The organism is Stenotrophomonas sp. AN71 (assembly GCF_050435725.1).
Classification (GTDB): Bacteria; Pseudomonadota; Gammaproteobacteria; order Xanthomonadales; family Xanthomonadaceae; genus Stenotrophomonas.
Genome location: NZ_JBNDKU010000001.1, coordinates 33,439 through 52,401, shown reverse-complemented (window position 1 = coordinate 52,401; position 18,963 = coordinate 33,439). Strand labels below are relative to the sequence as shown.

The 18,963-nt window shown below is 66.4% G+C and carries 15 protein-coding genes; 3 read left to right on the top strand and 12 right to left on the bottom strand.

Going from position 1 to position 18,963, the window contains the following annotated elements; all coding sequences use genetic code 11:
- Window positions 1-5 precede the first annotated feature (5 nt).
- On the bottom strand, window positions 6-2,732 hold the full coding sequence (locus ABH900_RS00240; protein WP_429620143.1) for a TonB-dependent receptor: 2,727 nt from the start codon (window positions 2,730-2,732) through the stop codon (window positions 6-8).
- A 214-nt stretch (window positions 2,733-2,946) separates the two neighbouring features.
- Between ABH900_RS00240 and ABH900_RS00235 the strand changes: the two genes are divergently transcribed.
- Window positions 2,947-3,546, top strand: a complete 600-nt coding sequence (locus tag ABH900_RS00235) for a GNAT family N-acetyltransferase (RefSeq protein WP_429620141.1) — start codon at window positions 2,947-2,949, stop codon at window positions 3,544-3,546.
- On the opposite strand, the gene ABH900_RS00230 is transcribed toward ABH900_RS00235, so the two are convergent.
- Window positions 3,543-4,316: a CDP-diacylglycerol diphosphatase gene (locus tag ABH900_RS00230; RefSeq protein WP_429620139.1), complete on the bottom strand. Its 774-nt coding sequence runs from the start codon at window positions 4,314-4,316 to the stop codon at window positions 3,543-3,545. The two genes, ABH900_RS00235 and ABH900_RS00230, sit on opposite strands and share 4 nt — an antisense overlap.
- 68 nt (window positions 4,317-4,384) lie before the next feature.
- Entirely contained in the window at window positions 4,385-5,044 is a 660-nt protein-coding gene (locus ABH900_RS00225) for a decarboxylase (RefSeq protein WP_429620138.1), read from the bottom strand.
- A gap of 170 nt (window positions 5,045-5,214) precedes the next feature.
- Here ABH900_RS00225 and ABH900_RS00220 point away from each other — a divergent pair, with 170 nt between their 5' ends.
- Window positions 5,215-5,511: a hypothetical protein gene (locus ABH900_RS00220; RefSeq protein WP_429620136.1), complete on the top strand. Its 297-nt coding sequence runs from the start codon at window positions 5,215-5,217 to the stop codon at window positions 5,509-5,511.
- Between the two features lie 83 nt (window positions 5,512-5,594).
- Here the strand turns inward: ABH900_RS00220 and ABH900_RS00215 are convergent, their stop codons facing one another.
- From ABH900_RS00215 to ABH900_RS00185, 7 genes are all read right to left on the bottom strand, one after another.
- Complete coding sequence (locus ABH900_RS00215; RefSeq protein ID WP_429620134.1) at window positions 5,595-6,479, bottom strand: hypothetical protein; 885 nt, start codon at window positions 6,477-6,479, stop codon at window positions 5,595-5,597.
- Between the two features lie 110 nt (window positions 6,480-6,589).
- Window positions 6,590-8,296 (bottom strand): D-lactate dehydrogenase, encoded by a 1,707-nt coding sequence (gene dld, locus ABH900_RS00210; RefSeq protein ID WP_429620132.1) that lies wholly within the window; start codon window positions 8,294-8,296, stop codon window positions 6,590-6,592.
- Entirely contained in the window at window positions 8,293-9,432 is a 1,140-nt protein-coding gene (gene lldD / locus ABH900_RS00205; protein ID WP_429620130.1) for an FMN-dependent L-lactate dehydrogenase LldD, read from the bottom strand. The genes dld and lldD overlap by 4 nt, the downstream gene beginning before the upstream one ends.
- Window positions 9,433-9,450: 18 nt before the next feature.
- Window positions 9,451-10,215 carry a transcriptional regulator LldR gene (gene lldR, locus ABH900_RS00200; protein ID WP_429620128.1) on the bottom strand — a complete coding sequence of 255 codons (765 nt, stop codon included), beginning with the start codon at window positions 10,213-10,215 and terminating at the stop codon, window positions 9,451-9,453.
- A 53-nt stretch (window positions 10,216-10,268) separates the two neighbouring features.
- The gene (gene lldP, locus ABH900_RS00195; protein WP_429620125.1) at window positions 10,269-11,927 is read right to left on the bottom strand and encodes an L-lactate permease; all 1,659 of its coding nucleotides are present in this window, start codon (window positions 11,925-11,927) and stop codon (window positions 10,269-10,271) included.
- A gap of 271 nt (window positions 11,928-12,198) precedes the next feature.
- On the bottom strand, window positions 12,199-12,648 hold the full coding sequence (locus ABH900_RS00190) for an MgtC/SapB family protein (RefSeq protein ID WP_429620123.1): 450 nt from the start codon (window positions 12,646-12,648) through the stop codon (window positions 12,199-12,201).
- A 129-nt stretch (window positions 12,649-12,777) separates the two neighbouring features.
- Window positions 12,778-13,536 carry an SDR family NAD(P)-dependent oxidoreductase gene (locus tag ABH900_RS00185; protein ID WP_429620120.1) on the bottom strand — a complete coding sequence of 253 codons (759 nt, stop codon included), beginning with the start codon at window positions 13,534-13,536 and terminating at the stop codon, window positions 12,778-12,780.
- Between the two features lie 450 nt (window positions 13,537-13,986).
- Here ABH900_RS00185 and ABH900_RS00180 point away from each other — a divergent pair, with 450 nt between their 5' ends.
- A complete protein-coding gene (locus tag ABH900_RS00180) occupies window positions 13,987-14,940 on the top strand; it encodes a helix-turn-helix transcriptional regulator (RefSeq protein ID WP_429620118.1) in 954 nt (317 codons plus the stop codon).
- A 58-nt stretch (window positions 14,941-14,998) separates the two neighbouring features.
- Here the strand turns inward: ABH900_RS00180 and ABH900_RS00175 are convergent, their stop codons facing one another.
- Together ABH900_RS00175 and ABH900_RS00170 are read right to left on the bottom strand one after the other, a co-directional pair.
- The gene (locus ABH900_RS00175; protein WP_429620116.1) at window positions 14,999-16,873 is read right to left on the bottom strand and encodes a hypothetical protein; all 1,875 of its coding nucleotides are present in this window, start codon (window positions 16,871-16,873) and stop codon (window positions 14,999-15,001) included.
- 122 nt (window positions 16,874-16,995) lie between these two features.
- Complete coding sequence (locus tag ABH900_RS00170; protein ID WP_429620114.1) at window positions 16,996-18,906, bottom strand: CocE/NonD family hydrolase; 1,911 nt, start codon at window positions 18,904-18,906, stop codon at window positions 16,996-16,998.
- Window positions 18,907-18,963 lie beyond the last annotated feature (57 nt).

The window sequence follows — 18,963 nt, the reverse complement described above, 5'->3', positions numbered from 1 at the left end:
CCGGATCAGCGGAACCGGTAGTCCAGCTGCAGCCAGTACTGGCGGCCATACGGGTCGTAGTTGCCGACCGGATAGAACGGCCAACCGCCGCCATTCCTGTCCGCCGGCGGGCGGCTGTCGCGCAGGTTGTTGACGATCACACCCACCGACAGGTTCTCGCCGAACTGGCGGAAAACGCTGGCGTTGTAGGTCATGTACGGCGCGATGCGGCCACTGCCATCGGTCTTCGGCAACGAGCCGAAACGATTGCCGTACAGGGTCGTAGTCCAGTCGCCCTGGTTCCAGGTGATGCTGCCGTTGGCCTTGCTGCGCCACTGGTAGTCATCCAGCGAATTGCGGATGTCACGCTCGGGGTCGTCGGAGAACTGCTTGTACGTGTGCTCCAGCACCACGGTGTAGGCCAGGCGCGTGGTGAAGCGGCCATAACGGCCGGCGTCAAAACGCCAGTTGCCCTTCAGGTCCAGGCCGCGTACCGATTCGGACGCGGCGTTGATCGGGTTGATCAGTACACGGGTCACCTGGTCCGGCTGCACCGTGGCAGTGGACGGATTGCGGATCACCCGCGACAGCGCGTCCTGGCAGAGCGGCGACGCGAGGTCGCGCGCCTCGCCGCCCAGCGTGCGGCCCAGCCGGCAATCGGCCTCGTCGCGCAGGATGCGGCTGGTGTCCAGGCTGGTCACTTCGTTGTCGATGCGGATGTCGTAGTAATCGGCGCTGAAGTCCAGCCCTGCCAACGGCGACCACACCACGCCGAAACCATAGGACTTGGCCGTTTCCGGCTGCAGCTGCGGATTGGCGCGGTTGCTGTAATCGATCGACAGGCCGTTGTAGTCGCAGTTGGCGTACGCCTGGCCGGCCGTACGGCAGCGCCAGTAGTCGGTCATGCCCGGGTTGTAGCCTCGGGTCTCGGTGGCGAACACGTAGTTCATGTCTGGTGCGCGGAAGCTGGTCGCCGCGGAGCCGCGGATCAGCAGGCTCTCGATCGGCCGGAACTCGACGCCGACGCTCCAGGTCGCCTTGCCGATGTGTTCGCCGCCGGCGCGATACTGGTCATAACGCCCGGCCAGGGTGGTGGTCAGCGACTGCAGCAACGGCAGTTGCAGTTCAACGCCAGCCGCGTAGCGATCACGATCACCACCGGCACCGATGCCGGCGCTGGTGTTCCAGAACTCGCCGGTGCCCAGGCGCGGGTCCGGGCGGTTGCGGTAGCCCTGGCTGCCGGCCTCGACTACCGCCGCCAGCGCGGCGTCACCGCCGGGCAGCGCGAACAGGCGGCCGTTGACGGTGGCGCTGAAGGTCTGCAGCCACGCGGCATTGCGGCTCTCCTGGTAACCGGACAGGCCCTGGTACTCGTTCGGCGTCAGCGGCTGGAACAGGCGCGCCGGGTCCGGCGCATAGACCTCCACGCCGTTGCGCACGCCCAGCTTCGGGCCGAGCAGGTACTCATTGATGCCGGCCAGCAGCACCGGGCGACGGGTACGGTTCTCGTAGCGCGAACGGCTGTAGACCGCTTCGTAATCCCAGCCGCTGTCACCGATCTGGCCGCGTGCGCCGACATTGAACGACCACGAGTTTTCCAGGAAGCGATTGGCATTGCGCGGCAGGCCGCCGATTTCCTCCGGTGCGAAGCGACGGTACCAGCTTTCCAGGTTGCCGGTGGTCTGGTTGTAGAAGTAGTTGCGTGCCGAGGTCCAGGTCGGGGCACGGGTGTTGTTGTAGATGCGTGCGCTGCCCACCGCGACGTCGGCGAACAGGTCGGTGTGCTCGTCCAGATGGAAGGTCAACAGGCCATAGCCGTTGAGGTTGCGTTTCTGGGTCTGTACGGTCCAGTAGCTCGCCGCGGCCTCGTTGCTGCCGCAGTACCAGCCCTGGCGTGGGTTGTTGGCGCGGAACACGCTGCCCCCGTAGATGTCCGATGCGGCGTCGCAACCGTTCACGCCCGGGTCGATGTTGCGCCCGGTGGCGGCATTGCGCCGGTAGGCAATCGCCGTCGCCTGCGGCGCCTTGCCGCTCGGATCATCGTCCAGCGAGTCCATGAAGTCGCGCTGGCGCGCATGGATCGCCTTGCGTACGTCGAATTCGAAGCCGAACAGGCCCTCCCAGCGTTCGCCGGAACTGCCTCCGACCACCTGCACGCGCTGGTTGTCACCACCACCCTGCTGGGTGCCGCCGGCACGTACGTTCACGTCCACGCCGTCGAAGCGGTCCTTGAGGATGATGTTGACCACGCCGGCGATGGCGTCGGAGCCATACACCGCCGACGCGCCCGCGGCCAGCACCTCGATCCGCTCGATCAGCGCACTGGGGATGTTGGCCAGGTTGACCACGTTCACCGAACCTTCGTAGGCCAGCGGGTAGTCGGCCTGACGGCGGCCATTGACCAGCACCAGCGTGCGGTTCGGGCCGAGACCGCGCAGGTTGATGGTGTTGGCGGCCGGTGTGAACGTATTGCCGAAGTCCTCGCCCTGCACGTTGCCGGTGTTCTCGGTCAGCGCACTCAGGGCATCGAAGGCATTGCGGTAACCCTGGGCGTCGATCTGCTCGCGGCTGATCACCGTCACCGGTGATGGCCCTTCGACGCTGGCGCGCGGGATGCGCGAGCCGGTGACCTTCACTTCCTGTAGCGAGACGGGTGCGCTTTCCTGCGCGAAGGCCGGCAGCGAGGCCAGCATCAGGGACGACAGCGCGAGCACCAGCGGACGCGGGCGCAACGCCTTGTAAGAGGCGGACATGGGCTTCCTGGGGGAGTGGCGGAGAGTACGGGGGCAGCGCTCTGTGCGACGCATAACGATCCCGTAACGAAAGTGTCCTGAATGGGAGGTTTCAACGGAAATGACCAGCCCTGATGGGCTTATGCCTGAACCGAATCAGACCCGTTCGCTTTGCAACCGGATTTTTGCAACGAATTGAATGGCATGGCCGCGCGCGTCCTCCCATCGTGCCGGAATGAACAACAGCGTCCCCAACTCACACCTCGCCCCGTTGCGACCGGTCCTGCGCCGCCATCTGCTGCAGCTGCAGGCCGCACCGATCACCCTCCGCTCATTCCAGCGCACCGACCTGCCGCGCTGGCGCATCTTCGACGACCGCCGTCAGCGCGGCCAGCGCCATCCCCCTGGTGTTGACGAAGAAGCACGGTTCCTGGCCAGCATCCACCGCTCGCGCCTGCAGCAGGACAATGACCAGCTGGTGCTGGGCGTGTTCGATGACACCCAGGGCGCACTGCTCGACCAGTTGCAGGTTCGCCTGCAGTCACAGCATTCGCGCTGTGCCGAACTGCAGTCGCTGCAGCACCAGCACGCCTATCCGCAGGCCGCGCTGCAGGCACTGTGCCCGTTCCTGTTCGAGGATGTCGGCCTGCATCGCGTCTTCGTGCTGCTGCCGCCGGCCTGCACCACGCCGTTCGCCCAGGCGCTGCAGAACCTGGGCTTCACCCGGGAAGGCGTACTGCGCGACCACCATCTGGACGCGGAAGGATGGCAGGACCGCCAGTTGCTGGCGCTCACTGCGCCGGTCTGGCGCAACTGCCAGCAGCGGATCGGCTAGCGCACGCGTTCCAGCGTAGCGCCGGCGCCGGTCAACACCGAGCAGGCATGGTCCTGCAGTTCCTCGCCGCTGGCATCGTTGCCGCTGGCGGCGTCCACGCGGGTGGCCAGCAGGATGAAACCGGGGCCACCCTGCACATCGTCGCGACCGGCTACCACCAGGCTCCACTGACCGACGTCGTCCACGCCGCTGAGACCATAGGCCAGCAGATTCAGGGGGTTGGCGGTCAGCTCGGCACCTGGCAGCAGGTAGGCCCGGTATGAATGGCCGCGCAGCGGCACCGGCAGCGGCGACCAGTGCGGGCCAAGGGCGCCGGCCTGTGCATCCAATGCCTGCAGCACATCCGCACGCAGGCAGTCGACATGGATGTGAAGCTGGTGCTGGGAACGGCCGTGCGGCGAGTTCAACGCCAGGCTGGCCACGTTGCGCGGCAGCGGCTGGCCCAGCGCCTGTTCGGTATGGTCGCGCGCCTGCCAGGCAGCCGCAAAGTAGTTCGGCGCGCCGCGCTGGTACAGAGCGTGGCTCTCGATGCCGCTGAGCTTGTCCAGCGGCATCAGCAGGAACTGATAGTCACCGTGCGCATCCTTGACCAGCACGTCGCGTCGGTCGGCAGCCGTCTCCACCCGCAGGCAGCTGCCACGGGGACCTTCGGCCCCCTGGCAGTCACGCTCGATCAGGCGCCACAGCGCATCGGAGTGGGCTGGCGCCGGCACGCTGGCACAGGCAGACAACAGCAGCAGGACGGGCAGCAGCAAAGGGCGCAGGGACACGGCAACGGCTCACGGAACAGGCACGGCAGACGGTGCCGCGCTGCATTCTAGCCAGTGCAACGCTGCAATCAGTAGGTGCCGAACGGCACTTCTACCACGATCGGGGCCACGCCCTCGCCCGCCTGCAGGGTGTAACGGTCCAGCGCGCCGTCGTCATCGGCCTGCGGCAGGCGCTGGAACTGCAGCAGATAATGGCTGTCGCCCAGGCGCAGGGTGTTGCCATCGGCCTCCAGTGCAGCCCCTTCTGGAACCAGCAGGCCGCCCAGGTCGCTGTAGGCGCCGGGTACATCGGCGAAACCGTAGTCGGCCAGTTCGTCCACCCGCTGCATCGCGTACACGTGCGGCATATAGGGACGCGCCGGACTGCGGCCATTGCTCAGGTCGGTCACCCAGGCCTGCGGCAGGTGGTATTGCTCACGCAGCGCGGCCACGCCCAGCGAGGGGCTCGCCACCTGCAGGCAACACACCGGGCGCTTGCCCTCGCGATCGAGAATGGCGAATCGATCGCCGCGGGTAGCCGCCTGCGGCAGCATGGCGAACGCCAGGTTGCGCTGGGCCGGTGCGTAGCCGACCTCGGTCTGCAGGTTGCGCCAGGCACCAAACACCGGCGCGTCGGCCGATGCCACCGGTACCGGTTCGGCGGCGGAGGCGGCAAACGCCACGCCCAGCACCGACAACGCCAGTGCCGTGATCGTCTTGCCCTTGCTGCGGAACGCGCCTGCCGTCATACCGTGTCCAACACCTGCACCGGAATGGCCCGGCCTGCCTGCCGGCGTGCTGCCAGCCATCCCTACCACTATGCAATGGCTTTGCTGTGCCGGCAATGACCGGGTCGCTGACGCCTTTCGCGCGGCGGGTGCTATCGTTCCGGCCATCTTCCCCGCGCAGGAGCGCTCCCATGCCCGCCTTCCGTTTGTCCTTGTTGCTGCCTGCCTCGGCCCTGCTGCTGTCGGCCTGCGTCAGCACGCCTGGCCCGCAGGTCAAGGGCACCGGCCACTGCGACGCCAGCCAGCTCGGCTGGGCGATCGGCCAACCGGCCAACGAACCCAACATCCGCCGCCTGTCCAGCGAAAGCGGCGCCGGCATGGTCAACCCCATCGGCCCGGCCACCATCACCACCAAGGACATCCGCACCGACCGTCTGCGCGTGTACGTGGACAAGGACAACATCATCACCGCTACCCGCTGCGAGTAAGCGCCGCAGAAGGTTTCTGTAGAGCCGGGCGCACGTTCGGCTGCTCTTTCGTGGTAGCCGAGCATGGCTCGGCTCTACAGGGTTCAAGGCTCGGTATAGCCGGCGCAGTCCGGCAGCGCCTGGTCGGGATGGAATACCCCGTCACTGAAGCGGAACAACCGCGTATAGCTGCACGCCGGGTCCTGCTCGCTGCGCAGGTCCTTCTTCTTCAGCGGGCCCTTGGCCAGCGAATCCTCGAAGCGCGAAACACCGGCCGGGAACCGGGTGGCCACGGTCTGGTAGCGCAGCACCGGCATGCCGTTGGCGGCGGCATCCAGCGCCAGCTTCGCCGAGAAGCCGTACTCGTCGTGGCAGGCGCCGGCGCGCTGCTTCATGTCCTGCTCGCTGAAACAGGCGCGGATCATCGCATTGCCCTGCCATGGCAGAGTCAGCACGTCGTCGTCCACCTGGATGTCATCCTGCAGATGACGCACGCGCGCCAGCTGCAGCGTGGACGCGTCGGCACCACCGCCTGAGTACATCGTGCTGAATCTGACGATACCGCCCACCAGCACGTTCTGGCGGGCGCGCTGCCGCGGGTCGCTCACTGTTTCATCGCTGCCCACGCCCGGCGCCAGGCGCACGATCCAGGGCCACAGCGACAGCTCGCTTTCCTGCGGCACGTCGATGCTGACGTGGTAGACGTGCGGCTCGCTTTCGCCGGGCACCGTCTCGGACACTTCCAGCGAGGTCGGCCGGTCGCCGTCCTCGGCCACCGGTTGCACGCGCGCGCACCAGGCACGGTCGAGGGTGCAGTAGTGCATGCGCGCGTCACCCTGCCCGCTCTGTTCCAGCACCTGTCCCAGCGGCTCCATCACATTGCCGGCGGCGTCACGCTGCTGCGGCAGGATCGAGCCCTGGGCCGCCGCCAGCATGGGGGTGGCCAGCAGCGCGGCGCATAGCGTGGCGCGGGCAAAGGTCGTGGACATCCGGTCGGCTCCTGCGGGTGGGATTCCGATGGTAACCGTTGCCCGGGCGCGGTCGAGCCATGCTCGCCATTGCCCTTGTAGAGTCGAGCAAGCTCGACTCTACGTTGCCGTCAAGGCCCGCCGCAGTCGCAGCCATGCCAGCCCTTGGCCTTCGAGGTCTGGCCGATGCCGGGGTTGAAGGTGTTGCTCGGGTCCAGTTGCCGGTAGAAGTCCGCCAGCGCCGGCTTGGCCGGGTACAGGTGGCCGACGTTGTGCTCGGCCGGGTATTCGGCACCACGCTGGTCCAGCAGCGCCCACATCGCGTGCTCGATCGCCATCGGGTCTTCACCCTTGCGTGCGATGTAGTCCTGGTGGAACACGTGGCACAGGAAATGGCCGTAATACAGTTTGTGCAGCAGGCGGTCGTCGATGTCGGCCGGCAACTGCTCGAACCACTCTGCATCGTCGCGACGCAGCGCAATGTCCAGCGCCACGATGTCCTGTACCTGGTCGCGATGCACCTCGCGGTAGCGCACCGCGGCACCGGCCACGGCGAAGCGATGCAGGAACGCCTTGCGCCCCTCCTCTGCCGTGCAGTGGAAGTAACCGCCCTCATGATCGGCAAAGAAGCCCCGCAGCCACGCCTCGGTCTGCGCTGCGTCCTGCGCGGAAACCTTCAGCAGCAGATGATGTTCGTAACGCTGGCGGAACTCGCCCATGCGCCCGGGCAGGTGCGAAGGCAGCAGCCCGGTCAGCGCCTGCATCACCCGGTCGGTGACACCACGCAGGCCGAGCCGTTCGAACCAGCCATCGACCCGGCTCTTCAGCGCGAACGCAGCAGGCACGCGCGCGGTGCCGAGGCGGTCGATCAGCAGGAAGCTGTCCTTGCCGTAGCGTTCGCCGATGTCATAGGCCTCGCGATGGATGTACTCGCCGGCAATCGGCAGGCGCTCGAAGCCGGTCAGCAGCTGGCGCCGGATCGCGGTCAAGCTGTCGGTGCGGTTGCTGCCGATGTAGAAGACCTCGGCGGGCTCCTTCTCGAAGGTATCCAGGCGCACCGCGAACACCGCCAGCTTGCCTGCCGAACCGGCCGCTTCGAAGTGGCGGCTGGGGTCAGCGTTGAAACGTGCCGGGGTATCGGCATCGACCTTGCGCACTTCCTCGGAGTAACGTGGATCGGAGGCGGCGCGGCCGTCGCCATCGCCCACATCGGAAGCACGGTAGTCGCCCGCCTGCAGGCGCTGCAGGATCTGCTCGGGCGTATCACCCAGCGCGATGCCCAGATGATTGACCAGCTGCAACCGGCCCTGCGCATCCACCTGCGCATACAGCGCCAGCTCGGTATAGGCCGGGCCACGGCGCACCAGCGCGCCCCCGGAGTTGTTGCAGATACCGCCCAGCACCGAGGCGCCGATGCAGGACGAGCCGATCACCGAATGCGGTTCGCGACCGAGCGGCGCCAGCGTCTGCTCAAGGCGGTCCAGCGTCGCACCGGGCAGGCACAGTACCTGGCGGCCTTCGTTCAACAGCTGGATGCCGGTAAGGCGCAGCGTGCTGACCAGCACGATCGGACGGCCATAGTCGCTGCCATCCGGGGTGGAACCGCCGGTCAGGCCGGTGTTGGCCGCCTGCAGGATGATCGCCGCCCCCCCCTGCACCGCTGCCTGCAGCACGCGCCACAATTCCAGCAACGTACCCGGACGCACCACCGCCAGCACCGGGCCATCGCCGAAGCGATAGCCGCGACGAAAGCGGCGCGTGGCTCTGTCGCCGGTCAGCACATGGCGGTGGCCTACCGCCGAACGCAGCTGCGCCAGCATCGGCGCATCGCGGCTCATGGCAGCCGCACCAGGGAATCGCGGCCGATATCGGCGATGCGGTGTGCGCCGGTCAGGGTCATGGCAACGCGCATTTCCTTGGCGATCAGGTCCAGCAGATTGGCCACCCCGGCCTCGCCCTGCGCCGCCAGCGCGTAGACAAAGGCACGCCCCAACAACACCGTGTCTGCGCCCAGCGCCAGCATGCGCACCACGTCCAGGCCGGTACGGATGCCGGAGTCGGCCAGGATCTTCAGGTCACCCTGCACCGCATCGGCGATCGCAGGGAGCGCGCGCGCGGTGGACAGCACGCCGTCCAGCTGGCGGCCGCCATGATTGGATACCACGATGCCATCGGCACCGAACGCGACCGCATCACGCGCGTCATCCGGGTCGAGGATGCCCTTGATCACCATCGGGCCTTTCCAGAACTCGCGGATCCACTCCAGATCCTTCCACGAAATGGACGGATCGAAGTTGCTGCCTAGCCAGCCGATGTAATCCTCCAGCCCGGTCGGGTTGCCCCGATAGGTGGAGATGTTGCCCAGATCGTGTGGGCGCCCGAACAGGCCCACATCCCACGCCCAGTGCGGATGGGTGATGGCCTGGCCGATACGGCGCAGCGAGGCATTGGGGCCGCTCATGCCCGAGTGGGCGTCACGATAGCGCGCGCCCGGCACCGGCATGTCCACGGTGAACACCAGCGTCGTCACGCCCGCCGCCTGTGCACGCTCCAATGCATTGCGCATGAAACCGCGATCGCGCAGCACGTACAGCTGGAACCACATCGGGCGCTGGATGGCCGGTGCGACTTCCTCGATCGGGCACACCGACACCGTGGACAGGGTGAACGGAACACCGCGGCTGTCGGCCGCACGCGCCGCCTGCACTTCACCGCGCCGGGCATACATGCCGGTCAGGCCGACCGGCGCCAGTGCCACGGGCATCGCCAGCGTCTGGCCGAACAACTCGGTTTCCAGACTCAGGTCGGACATGTTGCGCAGGACGCGCTGGCGCAGCGCGATGTCGGACAGATCGGAAACGTTGCGCTTCAGCGTGTGCTCGGCATACGCACCACCATCGATGTAGTGGAACAGGAACGGCGGCAGCCTGCGCTCGGCGGCGGCACGGTAATCGGTGGAGGCGGAGATGATCATGGGGTCAACCGGAAGTAATCAGCCATGCGGGGAAGGTAGACGCGACGCCCGCGCACGCCGGGCTTCGTTGTCATCAAGGGTGCGCAGCGTGGTGTGCACGAACTCGAGATGGGCATGTGCCGCGGCGCGCGCGCGTTCTGGGTCACCGGCCAGTACCGCATCCATCATCTCGCGGTGCTGGTCGGACAACGGCGAGAAGGTCTTCGCCGAGGTATAGAGCTTCTCGCGGCTCTGCGAGATGTTGGTCTGCAGCAGCTCGAACAGGCCGCGCATCACCTGCAGCAGCACCAGATTGTGCGAGGCCTCGGCGATGGACAGGTGGAAGGCTGCGTCGGCCTCGGCTTCACCGGTGGGGTCGTCCTTGCCGTGCGCGTCCATCATGGTCTGGAAGGCCTGCGCGATGCGCGTGCGGTCCTCGTCGGTGGCCCGCAGCGCGGCATGCCAGGCGGTGGCACCTTCCAGCGCGTGGCGGATCTCCAGTACGTCGAAGCGGTACTCGGGGTCGCCCTGGAACAGGGGCAGGTACGGGGCCAGCGGCTCGTCCAGTGCCTGGCGCGCACGTGCCGCCGGCTCGGCCACGTAGGTGCCACCGCCCACCCGTGCGGTCAGCAGGCCCTGGCTGGCCAACTGCGCAATGGCCTCGCGCAGCGCCGTGCGCGAGACCCCCAGCTGTACCGCCAGGGCCCGTTCGGCCGGCAGCCGGTCGCCCGGCAGCAGCCGTTGTTCCTGCACCAGGCCGCGCAGCTGCGCGGCCACCTTGTCCGAAATGCGTTGCGTGCTCATGGCGCCATTGTGGCCCGAAGCGTGCAACGGTGGGTCGGCCTGCGGGACATGGCTCAGGGAATCATCCAGGTCAGCCAGTAGGCCTGGGCCAGGGTGATCAGGCCGACCATCGTAGTGAAGATCAGACTGTGCTTGACGGTGAAGCGGAACAGGTCCGATTCCTTGCCGGCCAGGCCGACCGCCGCGCAGGCGATGGCGATCGACTGCGGCGAGATCATCTTGCCGGTGACCCCGCCGGTCGTGTTGGCCGCCACCAGCAGTACGTCGGACACGCCGATCTGCTGCGCGGTGGTGGCCTGCAGTGCCGAGAACAGCGCGTTGGACGAGGTATCCGAACCGGTCAGGAATACGCCCAGCCAGCCCAGGAACGGCGAGAAGAACGGGAACGCCTTGCCGGTATGTGCCAGCGCCAGCGCCAACGTCGCCGACAGACCCGAGTAGTTGGCGATGAAGGCGAATGCGAGCACCATGCCGATCGAGTAGATCGGCATGCGCAGTTCACGCACGGTTTCGCCGAAGGTCCGCAGCGCCGAGCGGGCCGGCATGCGCAGCGCGATGATGGCGATCACCGCAGCCAGGATGATCGAAGTGCCAGTAGCCGAGAACCAGTCGAATTTGTAGATGGCTTCATAGCTCAGCGGCGCGTCCACGATCGGCGGCATCTTCTGCACCCTCTGGTCCAGCCCCGGCACGGGGATTTTCAGCACCCAGCTTTCCAGCGGGCCGCCCGCCGCGAACAGCGACTTGAACGGCTTGATGCTCCACAGGGTGACCATCGCGGTGAGGATCAGGAACGGCGACCACGCCTTGGCGATCTGGCCGACACTGTAGCGGGGCGCTTCCAGCGCCTGTGCCGCGGCCTCGGCGCTGGTTTCGGTATCGAAGCGGAAGATCCGGACCGGCTTCCAGCGGCGCAGGAACAGGGTCAGACAGACCAGCGACGCCAGCGATGCGGTGATGTCCGGCAGCTCCGGACCGATGAAGTTGGAGGTCAGGTACTGGGCGATGGCGAACGAGCCACCGGCGACCAGCACCGCCGGCCAGGTTTCCTTGACGCCACGCCAACCATCCATGATCGCCATGATCCAGAACAGCACGATCACGGTCAGGAATGGCAGCTGGCGACCGGCCATCTGACCGATCTCGAAGGCATCCAGCCCGGTCACCTGTCCCGCCACGATGATCGGAATGCCCATCGCGCCGAATGCCACCGGCGCCGTATTGACGATCAGGCACAGGCCGGCCGCGTACAGCGGCTTGAAACCCAGCCCGACCAGCAGCGCCGCGGTGATCGCCACCGGCGCGCCGAAGCCGGCCGCGCCTTCCAGGAAGGCTCCGAAGGCAAAGCCGACCATCAGCATCTGCAGGCGCTGGTCTTCAGTAACCGAGAGGATCGAGGCGCGGATGATGTCGAACTGACCGGTCTTGACCGAGACCTTGTAGAGGAACACCGCGCCGATGATGATCCAGGCGATCGGCCACAGGCCGTAGACGAAGCCGAAGCCGGCCGCGCCCAGCGCCTGGGTCAACGGCATGCGGTAGAACAACAGGGCCACGCCAAGCGCGATGGCCACGGTGATCGTGCCGGCCAGCCAGCCCTTCATGCGCAGCACGGCCAGGGCCACAAAGAAGAACGCGATCGGCAGCAGCGCAATCAGGCTCGACAACCACAGGTTGCCGGCGGGGTCGTATAGATGTTGCCAGGGCTGCATGGAGACTCTCGACAGGGGACGGAATTCGCTCCACCGCAAGCGGTGGTTCGTGGCGGCACAATTATTGGTAGTACCAATAATAAGAAACATCTGGCAGCCAGGGCGGATTTAACCGCCACTCCGACGAAGAGCCTATTAGACCATAGGGCTAGATCCTATATTGGTCATACCACTTTCGATATCAGGGCCAGCGCCTGTTCGGGGATCTGACCCGCCTGCCCACTTCGGGGTCGGACCCTCAAAGGGGCTCTGACCCCGTCCCCTTATCCCTTCAGATCTTCTTCTCCAGCCGCCGCATCACTGCCAGCACCAGCACACACAGCACGCTCACCCCGATCGCGATCACGTACTTGCCGATGCCCACGGCAATACCGATGGCCGCCGCCATGATCAGCGAGCTTGCGGTGGTCAATCCGCTGACCTGGTCCTCGCGTGAGCCGCGCAGGATAGTGCCGGCGGCGACGAAACCAGCACAGGCCACCACCGCCTCGATCAGGCGTACCGGGTCGACCTGCAGCAGGTCGCGGTAGCGCTCCTGCTGGAAATGTTCGGCCACCGAGTCGCCGAGACCGACGATCAATGCCGCCGCCCCGGCAATCAGCATGTGCGTGCGCAGGCCGGCGGCGTGCTTGCCCATTTCGCGCTCCACGCCAAGCACGCCGCCGAACAGCATTGCCGCGGCTACGCGCAGCAGGATCGAAACATCCTGAGTGAGTTCCATTGGAAAGCTCCGGGATTTTCCCGGAGCGTCGCGTGGCATCCGTGGCACAGAGGTGAAGGCCACACCACGGCCCGTTCACCCGCTAGCGCCGGGCCGTGCCCGGCGACGCCGTAACCCGCGTTCAACGCATCACTGTGCGAGGTAACCACCATCAATCGCGTAGTACGTGCCGGTCGCGAACGAGGCATCGTCACTGGCAAGCCAGGCCACCAGCGCCGCCACTTCTTCGGCGGTCCCCAGTCGCTTCAGCGCGTGGCGTCCTTCCAGCGTCGCGCGCACCTTCGGATCCATCTTCTCCAGCAGCGGCGTGCTGATGAAGCCCGGGCCGACCGCGTTGACACGGATACCGTCGCCCGCGTGTTCCCACGCTGCGGTCTGGGTCAGCCCGACCACACCATGCTTGGCCGCCACGTACGCGGTGGAACCGGCATAGCCCACCTGCCCGAGGATAGAGGCCATGTTGATGATGCTGCCACCCGAACCGGCCGCACGCATTGCCTGGATCTGCGCACGCTGGCACAGGAACACACTCGTCAGGTTCACATCGATCACGCGCTGCCAACCATCGAGCGGATAGTCGCCACTGCTGGCAGCCGTGCCACTGATACCGGCGTTGTTGACCGCAACATGCAGGCCATCGAGCTCCTGGATCGTGCGCTGCACCGCCGCCTCCACGGCAGCATCGTCAGTGACATCCAGCGCGATGCCGATCGCCTTTGCACCGGCGGCCTGCAACTGCGCAACGGTGGCGTCCACTGCATCCTGCTTCAGGTCCCAGACCGAGATGCGGGCACCGGAAGCGGCCAGGGTCTGTGCAACGGCCAGGCCAATGCCGGACACTCCGCCGGTCACGATCGCGGTCTTGCCGGTCAACTGGTAATCAATCATCTGCGTTCTCCATCGGTGGGGGGGTATTGATACGACGCATGGCCGCCAACCCTCCACGCTACGCGTCCGGTCGTGATGACGAAGCTGACAGTGTTTCCGCAGGCGATCGTTCCAGTAATGAAACCTCAACTGCAGTTGATGTAGGGATTCGCGTACGGATATGCCACCAAAACGCTGGCGTATGTTCAACAGGATCTTCAAGTTGGCCGTAATGACCAATCGGTTTGACCGTATTGGAATTACACGGGGACGATTCGCGGCGACAATGGGAAACGTTTCCAGATTCTTTGACACATTCATTCCACCCTGGCGTTTGCCTGCTCCTCCAGCGTGCCGTCGCTATCGCATCACAACGTGCTTGCACAGGTAGCGACCGGCTCCGCTCCCGTCGTGCAGACGCACGCTGGCGAGCTGCGGACAGGCACCCGCCCCCACTGCACGTGCCGAGCGATGTCCCGATATTTCACCTTTGCTGATTACCGCCGCTTCGGCCAACGCCATGGTTTCGACTATCGCGCTGATCCGGAACACCTGCGCGAGGACCAGTGGGCCGGACGCGGCGAAGTCAACGAGCAGTTCATGCGCGGCGGCATGAGCCTGATCGCCTCCGATGTCCATAATCGTTTCCCCTATGTCGCCACTGCGCAGCAGCGTCCCGGGTTGGCCATCCGCGTGATGCTGCAGGGCCAGGTCGATGTGCACATCCCGCGGCGTAGCGGGTTCACCCTGCGTGCCGGCACCGCGATGACGGCCCACCATCGCGAGCAGATCGAAATGAGCGGTGCGCACCCGGGCGAAACGCGCATGCGCGGCGTCAGCGTGATCGTGCCCGGCGGCATCGATCCAGAGCTGTTCCAGCTGCCGCAGCTGGAGAAGGCGCTGGACGCGCAGCTGGAATGCCGCCACTGGGCCATTCCACACACCATGCTGCCGGTACTGGGCCAGCTGTTCGACAGCCCTTGGCTGGACGGTATCGACGCGTTGTGGCGCGAGGGCGTGGCCCTGCAGCTGCTGGCGATCGGCCTGCAGGCCGAGGACCTGCAGACCGACCCGGTGCGCACGCTGCGCGCCGGTCAGCGGGAGCGACTGGAACGGGTGCGCAGCTATCTGCACGACGATCCGAGCCACGCGCACAGCCTGCTCGAACTGGCCCAACTGGCCTGCATGAGCCCCAGTTCTCTGCGCCGCCATTTCGCCCAGCAGTATGGAAGTTCGGTGTTCGACTACCTGCATGAGCAGCGCATGCGCCATGCCGAACAAGGGCTGCGCGAGGACGGCTGGACCGTCGAGCAGGCGGCCGCCGCCAGCGGCTACCGCCACCCCAGCAACTTCGCCGCCGCATTCCGCAAGCGCTTCGGTCTGGTGCCCAGCCGCTGGCGTACCGGTCCATCGAAGGTCGGCTGAACGTTCGTGCATCCATTGGCCGCACCGGACCCCGTCAGACCCGGCGCGGCTTGAACCATCAGCGGATGCCGTCGTCCTGCGCGGCCTGCATCACCGCTGCAGGCACCTGGCAGGGCCGTGTGGGATCGCTGTCGACGCGCCAGCCACGGCCCTGCAGTACGGCTGACTCGTCCTCACGCCCACCCTGTCCGGTCGTGCAATGGATGGTACTGGCCAGCACCTGGCCGTCCCGTCCCAGCCACTGGCGCAGTTCATAGCTCAGGCCGTCGATGGTCATGTTGCCCAGTGACAGATCGAGGATCTCAGGCACTCCACCGCCACCTTCATGTGCCGACACCCTGCGCATCGCGCCCGACGCGAACGTGCGTCGCAGCAGCACGCGTTGGTCGCCATCGAACAACGTGACTTCGTTCTTCCAGTCGTCATCGCGCCCGATGTACTTCCGGGCCCAGATCCGCCCGGCTGACATGGGCAGGATCTGCGCATAGATCGGCGGCAGCACCTCGCGGCCATCGGCCGACATCATTCCGTAGCGCCCGTCACGCAGGAAGATCAGATGCCCGGCGGTCAGCTCCTCGACCGAACCAAAGGATGCCGCCACGACCTTGTCCTGCTGCGTGTTGTAGAGGTGCGCCTTGCCTTGGTCATCTTCCAGCACCAGCAGCGGAGGAGCGATGTACTCTTCCCTCAGCCGCAGGCCGGGAGGCACCCGGTGTGGCCGCAGATCGGCGCCCATCCACAGGCGGGGTGATCGCTCGTCCGCCAGCGTGCCCAGTACACCGGCGTCGGTCGCGCGGTAGTCGACGACATCTGCCTGTTCGAACAGCACCCCGCCGTCACAATCGAGGATCGCCGCGCCAACGCCGGCATAGGCATTGCGCAGCCGCCAGGGCAGCTGCGGGTGCTCGTCGGAGCCCAAGGAGCGTGCCTGTGCGACCACCTGCCCCTGCGCATCGACGATCGACTCGACCTCGCCGTCGGCACGCAGCAGCCAGCGCCCAGGGCAATATTCCATGATCGTGGCGGTGGCGGGCCCAGGCAGGGCGACAAAGCGGCCGTCCGCCAGCAACCAGCCGCGCTGTGGCGTATCGCTGTCGAGGCCGTTGGCATGGCGATCCACTTCCAGTGGCCGGCCTGCGGCACGGTCGAACCGGACGCTGCTGCGATAGCGCGGCCACAATGTCACGCCCTGGTACAGCGCCCGATCCACGCGCTTGCCCGCCGCATCCACGCGTGCCCAGGTATCCAGCTGGCGCAGCCACCAGCCGTCGTCACCGGCCGGGCGCGCCTCGTCGAAGATGGCGCTCAGCAGCACCGCGCCTTTCTCATCCTGTACGCGGCATGGGGCGACGTCGTAGTCGCCGCAGATCACGTAGACCTTGCGGTCCGCGAAGGGTCCAGCCACCCAGATTTCCTGTGCATCGATGCGCAGGACTTCACGCCCGTCGAGACTGAAGATGCGTGCCCCGCCATCGCGCCCCTGCCAGGCGATCCGATCCGGCGCGATCACCGCCCAGTCACCAGCCTCGCGTATCGGCGCGACGTGTACTTTCCCCTGCACATCGGCCAACCCGGTACCCAGATAGCGGCCCTGCTCGTCGCGCAGCTCGACCTTCCAGAGCACATCGCTGCCTTCAAGACGGTCGCCGTAGCGGACGCCTGTCGTGGACCCGCGCAGCAACCGGCCCTCATCATCGAACCACTGCGAGCGCTGCGCTTTGCCATTGCCTGTCTGCGGGTACCAGTCGCTGCGGTACCAGCGATCCGGTCCCAGCGGGATGATGCTCGAGCGATCAGGCGCCACCCGCAGGCGCCCCTCCGCGCCCAGCAGTGGATCGCCTTCAAATCCACTCAGTTGCGGTGCGAAAGCGCCAGGGGCGGCCATCGCCGCAGCGGAGGCCGACAGCGCCCAGCAGAGAAACATCCTTTTCATCGTTCATACCATCCAGAGCAGCGCTGCACGCTATGCGATGGAGGTGAACGATGCAATCGCGGTGCCGCCGTTGCGCGGATGGATGCCGGTCCTTGGCCGGCATCCATCCCGACACCGCTCGTTCAGTACACCGGCAGATCGACGTAGCTGGCCTGCGCGGCACTGTGCCAGACCCGCTGCGTCGCCTTCTGGTAATCGCCCGGCTTGGCCAGGTAGATGTTCGGCACGTAGGTCTGCGGATTGCGGTCGTACAGCGGGAACAGGCTGGACTGCACCTGCACCATCACCCGGTGGCCCTTCTGGAAAGTGTGGTTGGCGTTGGGCAGGTCGAAGCGGTACGGCAGCACCTGGTTCGCCGCCAGCGGCTTCGGATCACTGAAGCTCTCGCGGTAGCGGCCGCGGAAGATCGCCAGGGACACCGGCAGCTCATAGCCACCCATCTCCGGCGCCGACGCTTCCTGGTCCGGATAGACGTCGATCAGCTTCACCACCCAGTCGCTGTCGGTGCCGCTGGTGGACGCCTGCAGGTGCACCACCGGCGCGCCACCGATGCGCAGCGGCGCGCTCAGCGGTTCGGTGATGAAGGTCAGCACGTCCGGACGGCCATCGACGAAGCGTTGGTCCTTGACCAGCCAGGTGGTCCACATGTCGCGGTCGCCGAAGCGCACCGGGCGCGGCACGAACGGCACCGGCTTGGCCGGGTCGGACACGTATTCCTCGAAGTCGCCCTCGCCTGCCGCCGGCGCCTGGAACGCCAGCTTGCCGCCGGCGCGCAGGTACAGCGGCTTGCTGCTGGCGGCACAGCCCCTGTCGCAGCTGCGCGGCCATCCCTTCAGGCGATCCCAGTGGTTTTCACCGGTGTTGTAGATCAGCACCGGCGGCGTATCCGCCTTCGGCGCGCCATCCACCAGGTACTGGTCGAAGAACGGCTTGAGCACATCGCGGCGGAACTGCAGCGCGGTATCGCCGTCGAACTTCAGCGCGCCAAGCTGGCTGCCGTCATAGTTCACCTGGCTGTGCCGCCACGGGCCCATCACCAGATAGTTGCGGTTGTTGCCGCTGTCGCGCCCTTCCATTGCCTGGTAGGCGTGGTTGGCGCCCCACATGTCTTCCTGGTCCCACAGGCCCTGCAGCCACATGGTCGGCACCTTCAACGGCGTCTTCGCCATCACCGCGTCCAGCGCCTGGCCCTGCCAGAAACCGTCGTAGGCGGGGTGCTCGACCAGCTTCTTCCACCAGGTCAGCTGGTCCACGCCGGTGAAGCGCGCGTAGTCACCGGCCGAGCCGATGCGCAGGAAGGTGCTGTAGTCATCGTAGCCAAGGCTGGGCAGCGGCGTACCCTTGCCGCGCTTCTCGGTCTGCATCGCGAAATAGTTGAAATTGACCTGGCGGAAGGCGCCGTAGTTGAGCCAGTCGTCGCCCATCCAGCCATCGACCATCGGGCTCTGCGGTGCGGCCACCTTCAGCGCCGGATGCGGGTCGGTCAGCGCCATCACCACGGTGAAGCCTTCATACGACGAACCGAGCATGCCGACCTTGCCATTGCTCTCCGGCACGTTCTTCACCAGCCAGTCGATGGTGTCCCAGGCGTCGGTGGAATGGTCGACCCTGGTGTTGTTCAACGGCCCACGCAGCGGCCGGGTCATCACGTAATCGCCTTCGGAGCCGTACTTGCCACGAATGTCCTGGAACACACGGATGTAGCCGCCATCGACGAACACCTCGTCGCCCTGCGGCAGCAGGTCGCGCATGCGCGGCGAATCACTGCGGTTGGCGCGGCCGGCGGCATCGTAGGGCGTGCGGGTCAACAGGATCGGCGCATTGCGGGCACCCTTGGGTACCACGATCACCGTGTACAGCTTGGTGCCGTCACGCATCGGCACCATCACCACGCGCTTGTCGTAGTCGCGGCCGACATCGGGTGCCACGAAGGGTTTGCCACTGATATCCGGGGTCATCGGTGGCGTATCGGCGGCCAGCACGGCGCTGGACAGGCAAAGGGCGATGGCTACAGCAACGGCACGCACACGCATGGACAACCCCTCCCGGCAGGAAAGCCCCAAGCCTACTCCTGCCCCGAGCCGTGAAGT

Excerpts from the sequence above, each read along its gene's own strand:
- ABH900_RS00240 (WP_429620143.1), bottom strand. The coding sequence starts at position 2,732 with ATGTCCGCCTCTTACAAGGCGTTGCGCCCGCGTCCGCTGGTGCTCGCG.
- ABH900_RS00235 (WP_429620141.1), top strand. The coding sequence starts at position 2,947 with ATGAACAACAGCGTCCCCAACTCACACCTCGCCCCGTTGCGACCGGTC.
- ABH900_RS00225 (WP_429620138.1), bottom strand. The coding sequence starts at position 5,044 with ATGACGGCAGGCGCGTTCCGCAGCAAGGGCAAGACGATCACGGCACTG.
- ABH900_RS00220 (WP_429620136.1), top strand. The coding sequence starts at position 5,215 with ATGCCCGCCTTCCGTTTGTCCTTGTTGCTGCCTGCCTCGGCCCTGCTG.
- ABH900_RS00215 (WP_429620134.1), bottom strand. The coding sequence starts at position 6,479 with ATGTCCACGACCTTTGCCCGCGCCACGCTATGCGCCGCGCTGCTGGCC.
- dld (WP_429620132.1), bottom strand. The coding sequence starts at position 8,296 with ATGAGCCGCGATGCGCCGATGCTGGCGCAGCTGCGTTCGGCGGTAGGC.
- lldD (WP_429620130.1), bottom strand. The coding sequence starts at position 9,432 with ATGATCATCTCCGCCTCCACCGATTACCGTGCCGCCGCCGAGCGCAGG.
- lldR (WP_429620128.1), bottom strand. The coding sequence starts at position 10,215 with ATGAGCACGCAACGCATTTCGGACAAGGTGGCCGCGCAGCTGCGCGGC.
- lldP (WP_429620125.1), bottom strand. The coding sequence starts at position 11,927 with ATGCAGCCCTGGCAACATCTATACGACCCCGCCGGCAACCTGTGGTTG.
- ABH900_RS00190 (WP_429620123.1), bottom strand. The coding sequence starts at position 12,648 with ATGGAACTCACTCAGGATGTTTCGATCCTGCTGCGCGTAGCCGCGGCA.
- ABH900_RS00185 (WP_429620120.1), bottom strand. The coding sequence starts at position 13,536 with ATGATTGATTACCAGTTGACCGGCAAGACCGCGATCGTGACCGGCGGA.
- ABH900_RS00180 (WP_429620118.1), top strand. The coding sequence starts at position 13,987 with ATGTCCCGATATTTCACCTTTGCTGATTACCGCCGCTTCGGCCAACGC.
- ABH900_RS00175 (WP_429620116.1), bottom strand. The coding sequence starts at position 16,873 with ATGAAAAGGATGTTTCTCTGCTGGGCGCTGTCGGCCTCCGCTGCGGCG.
- ABH900_RS00170 (WP_429620114.1), bottom strand. The coding sequence starts at position 18,906 with ATGCGTGTGCGTGCCGTTGCTGTAGCCATCGCCCTTTGCCTGTCCAGC.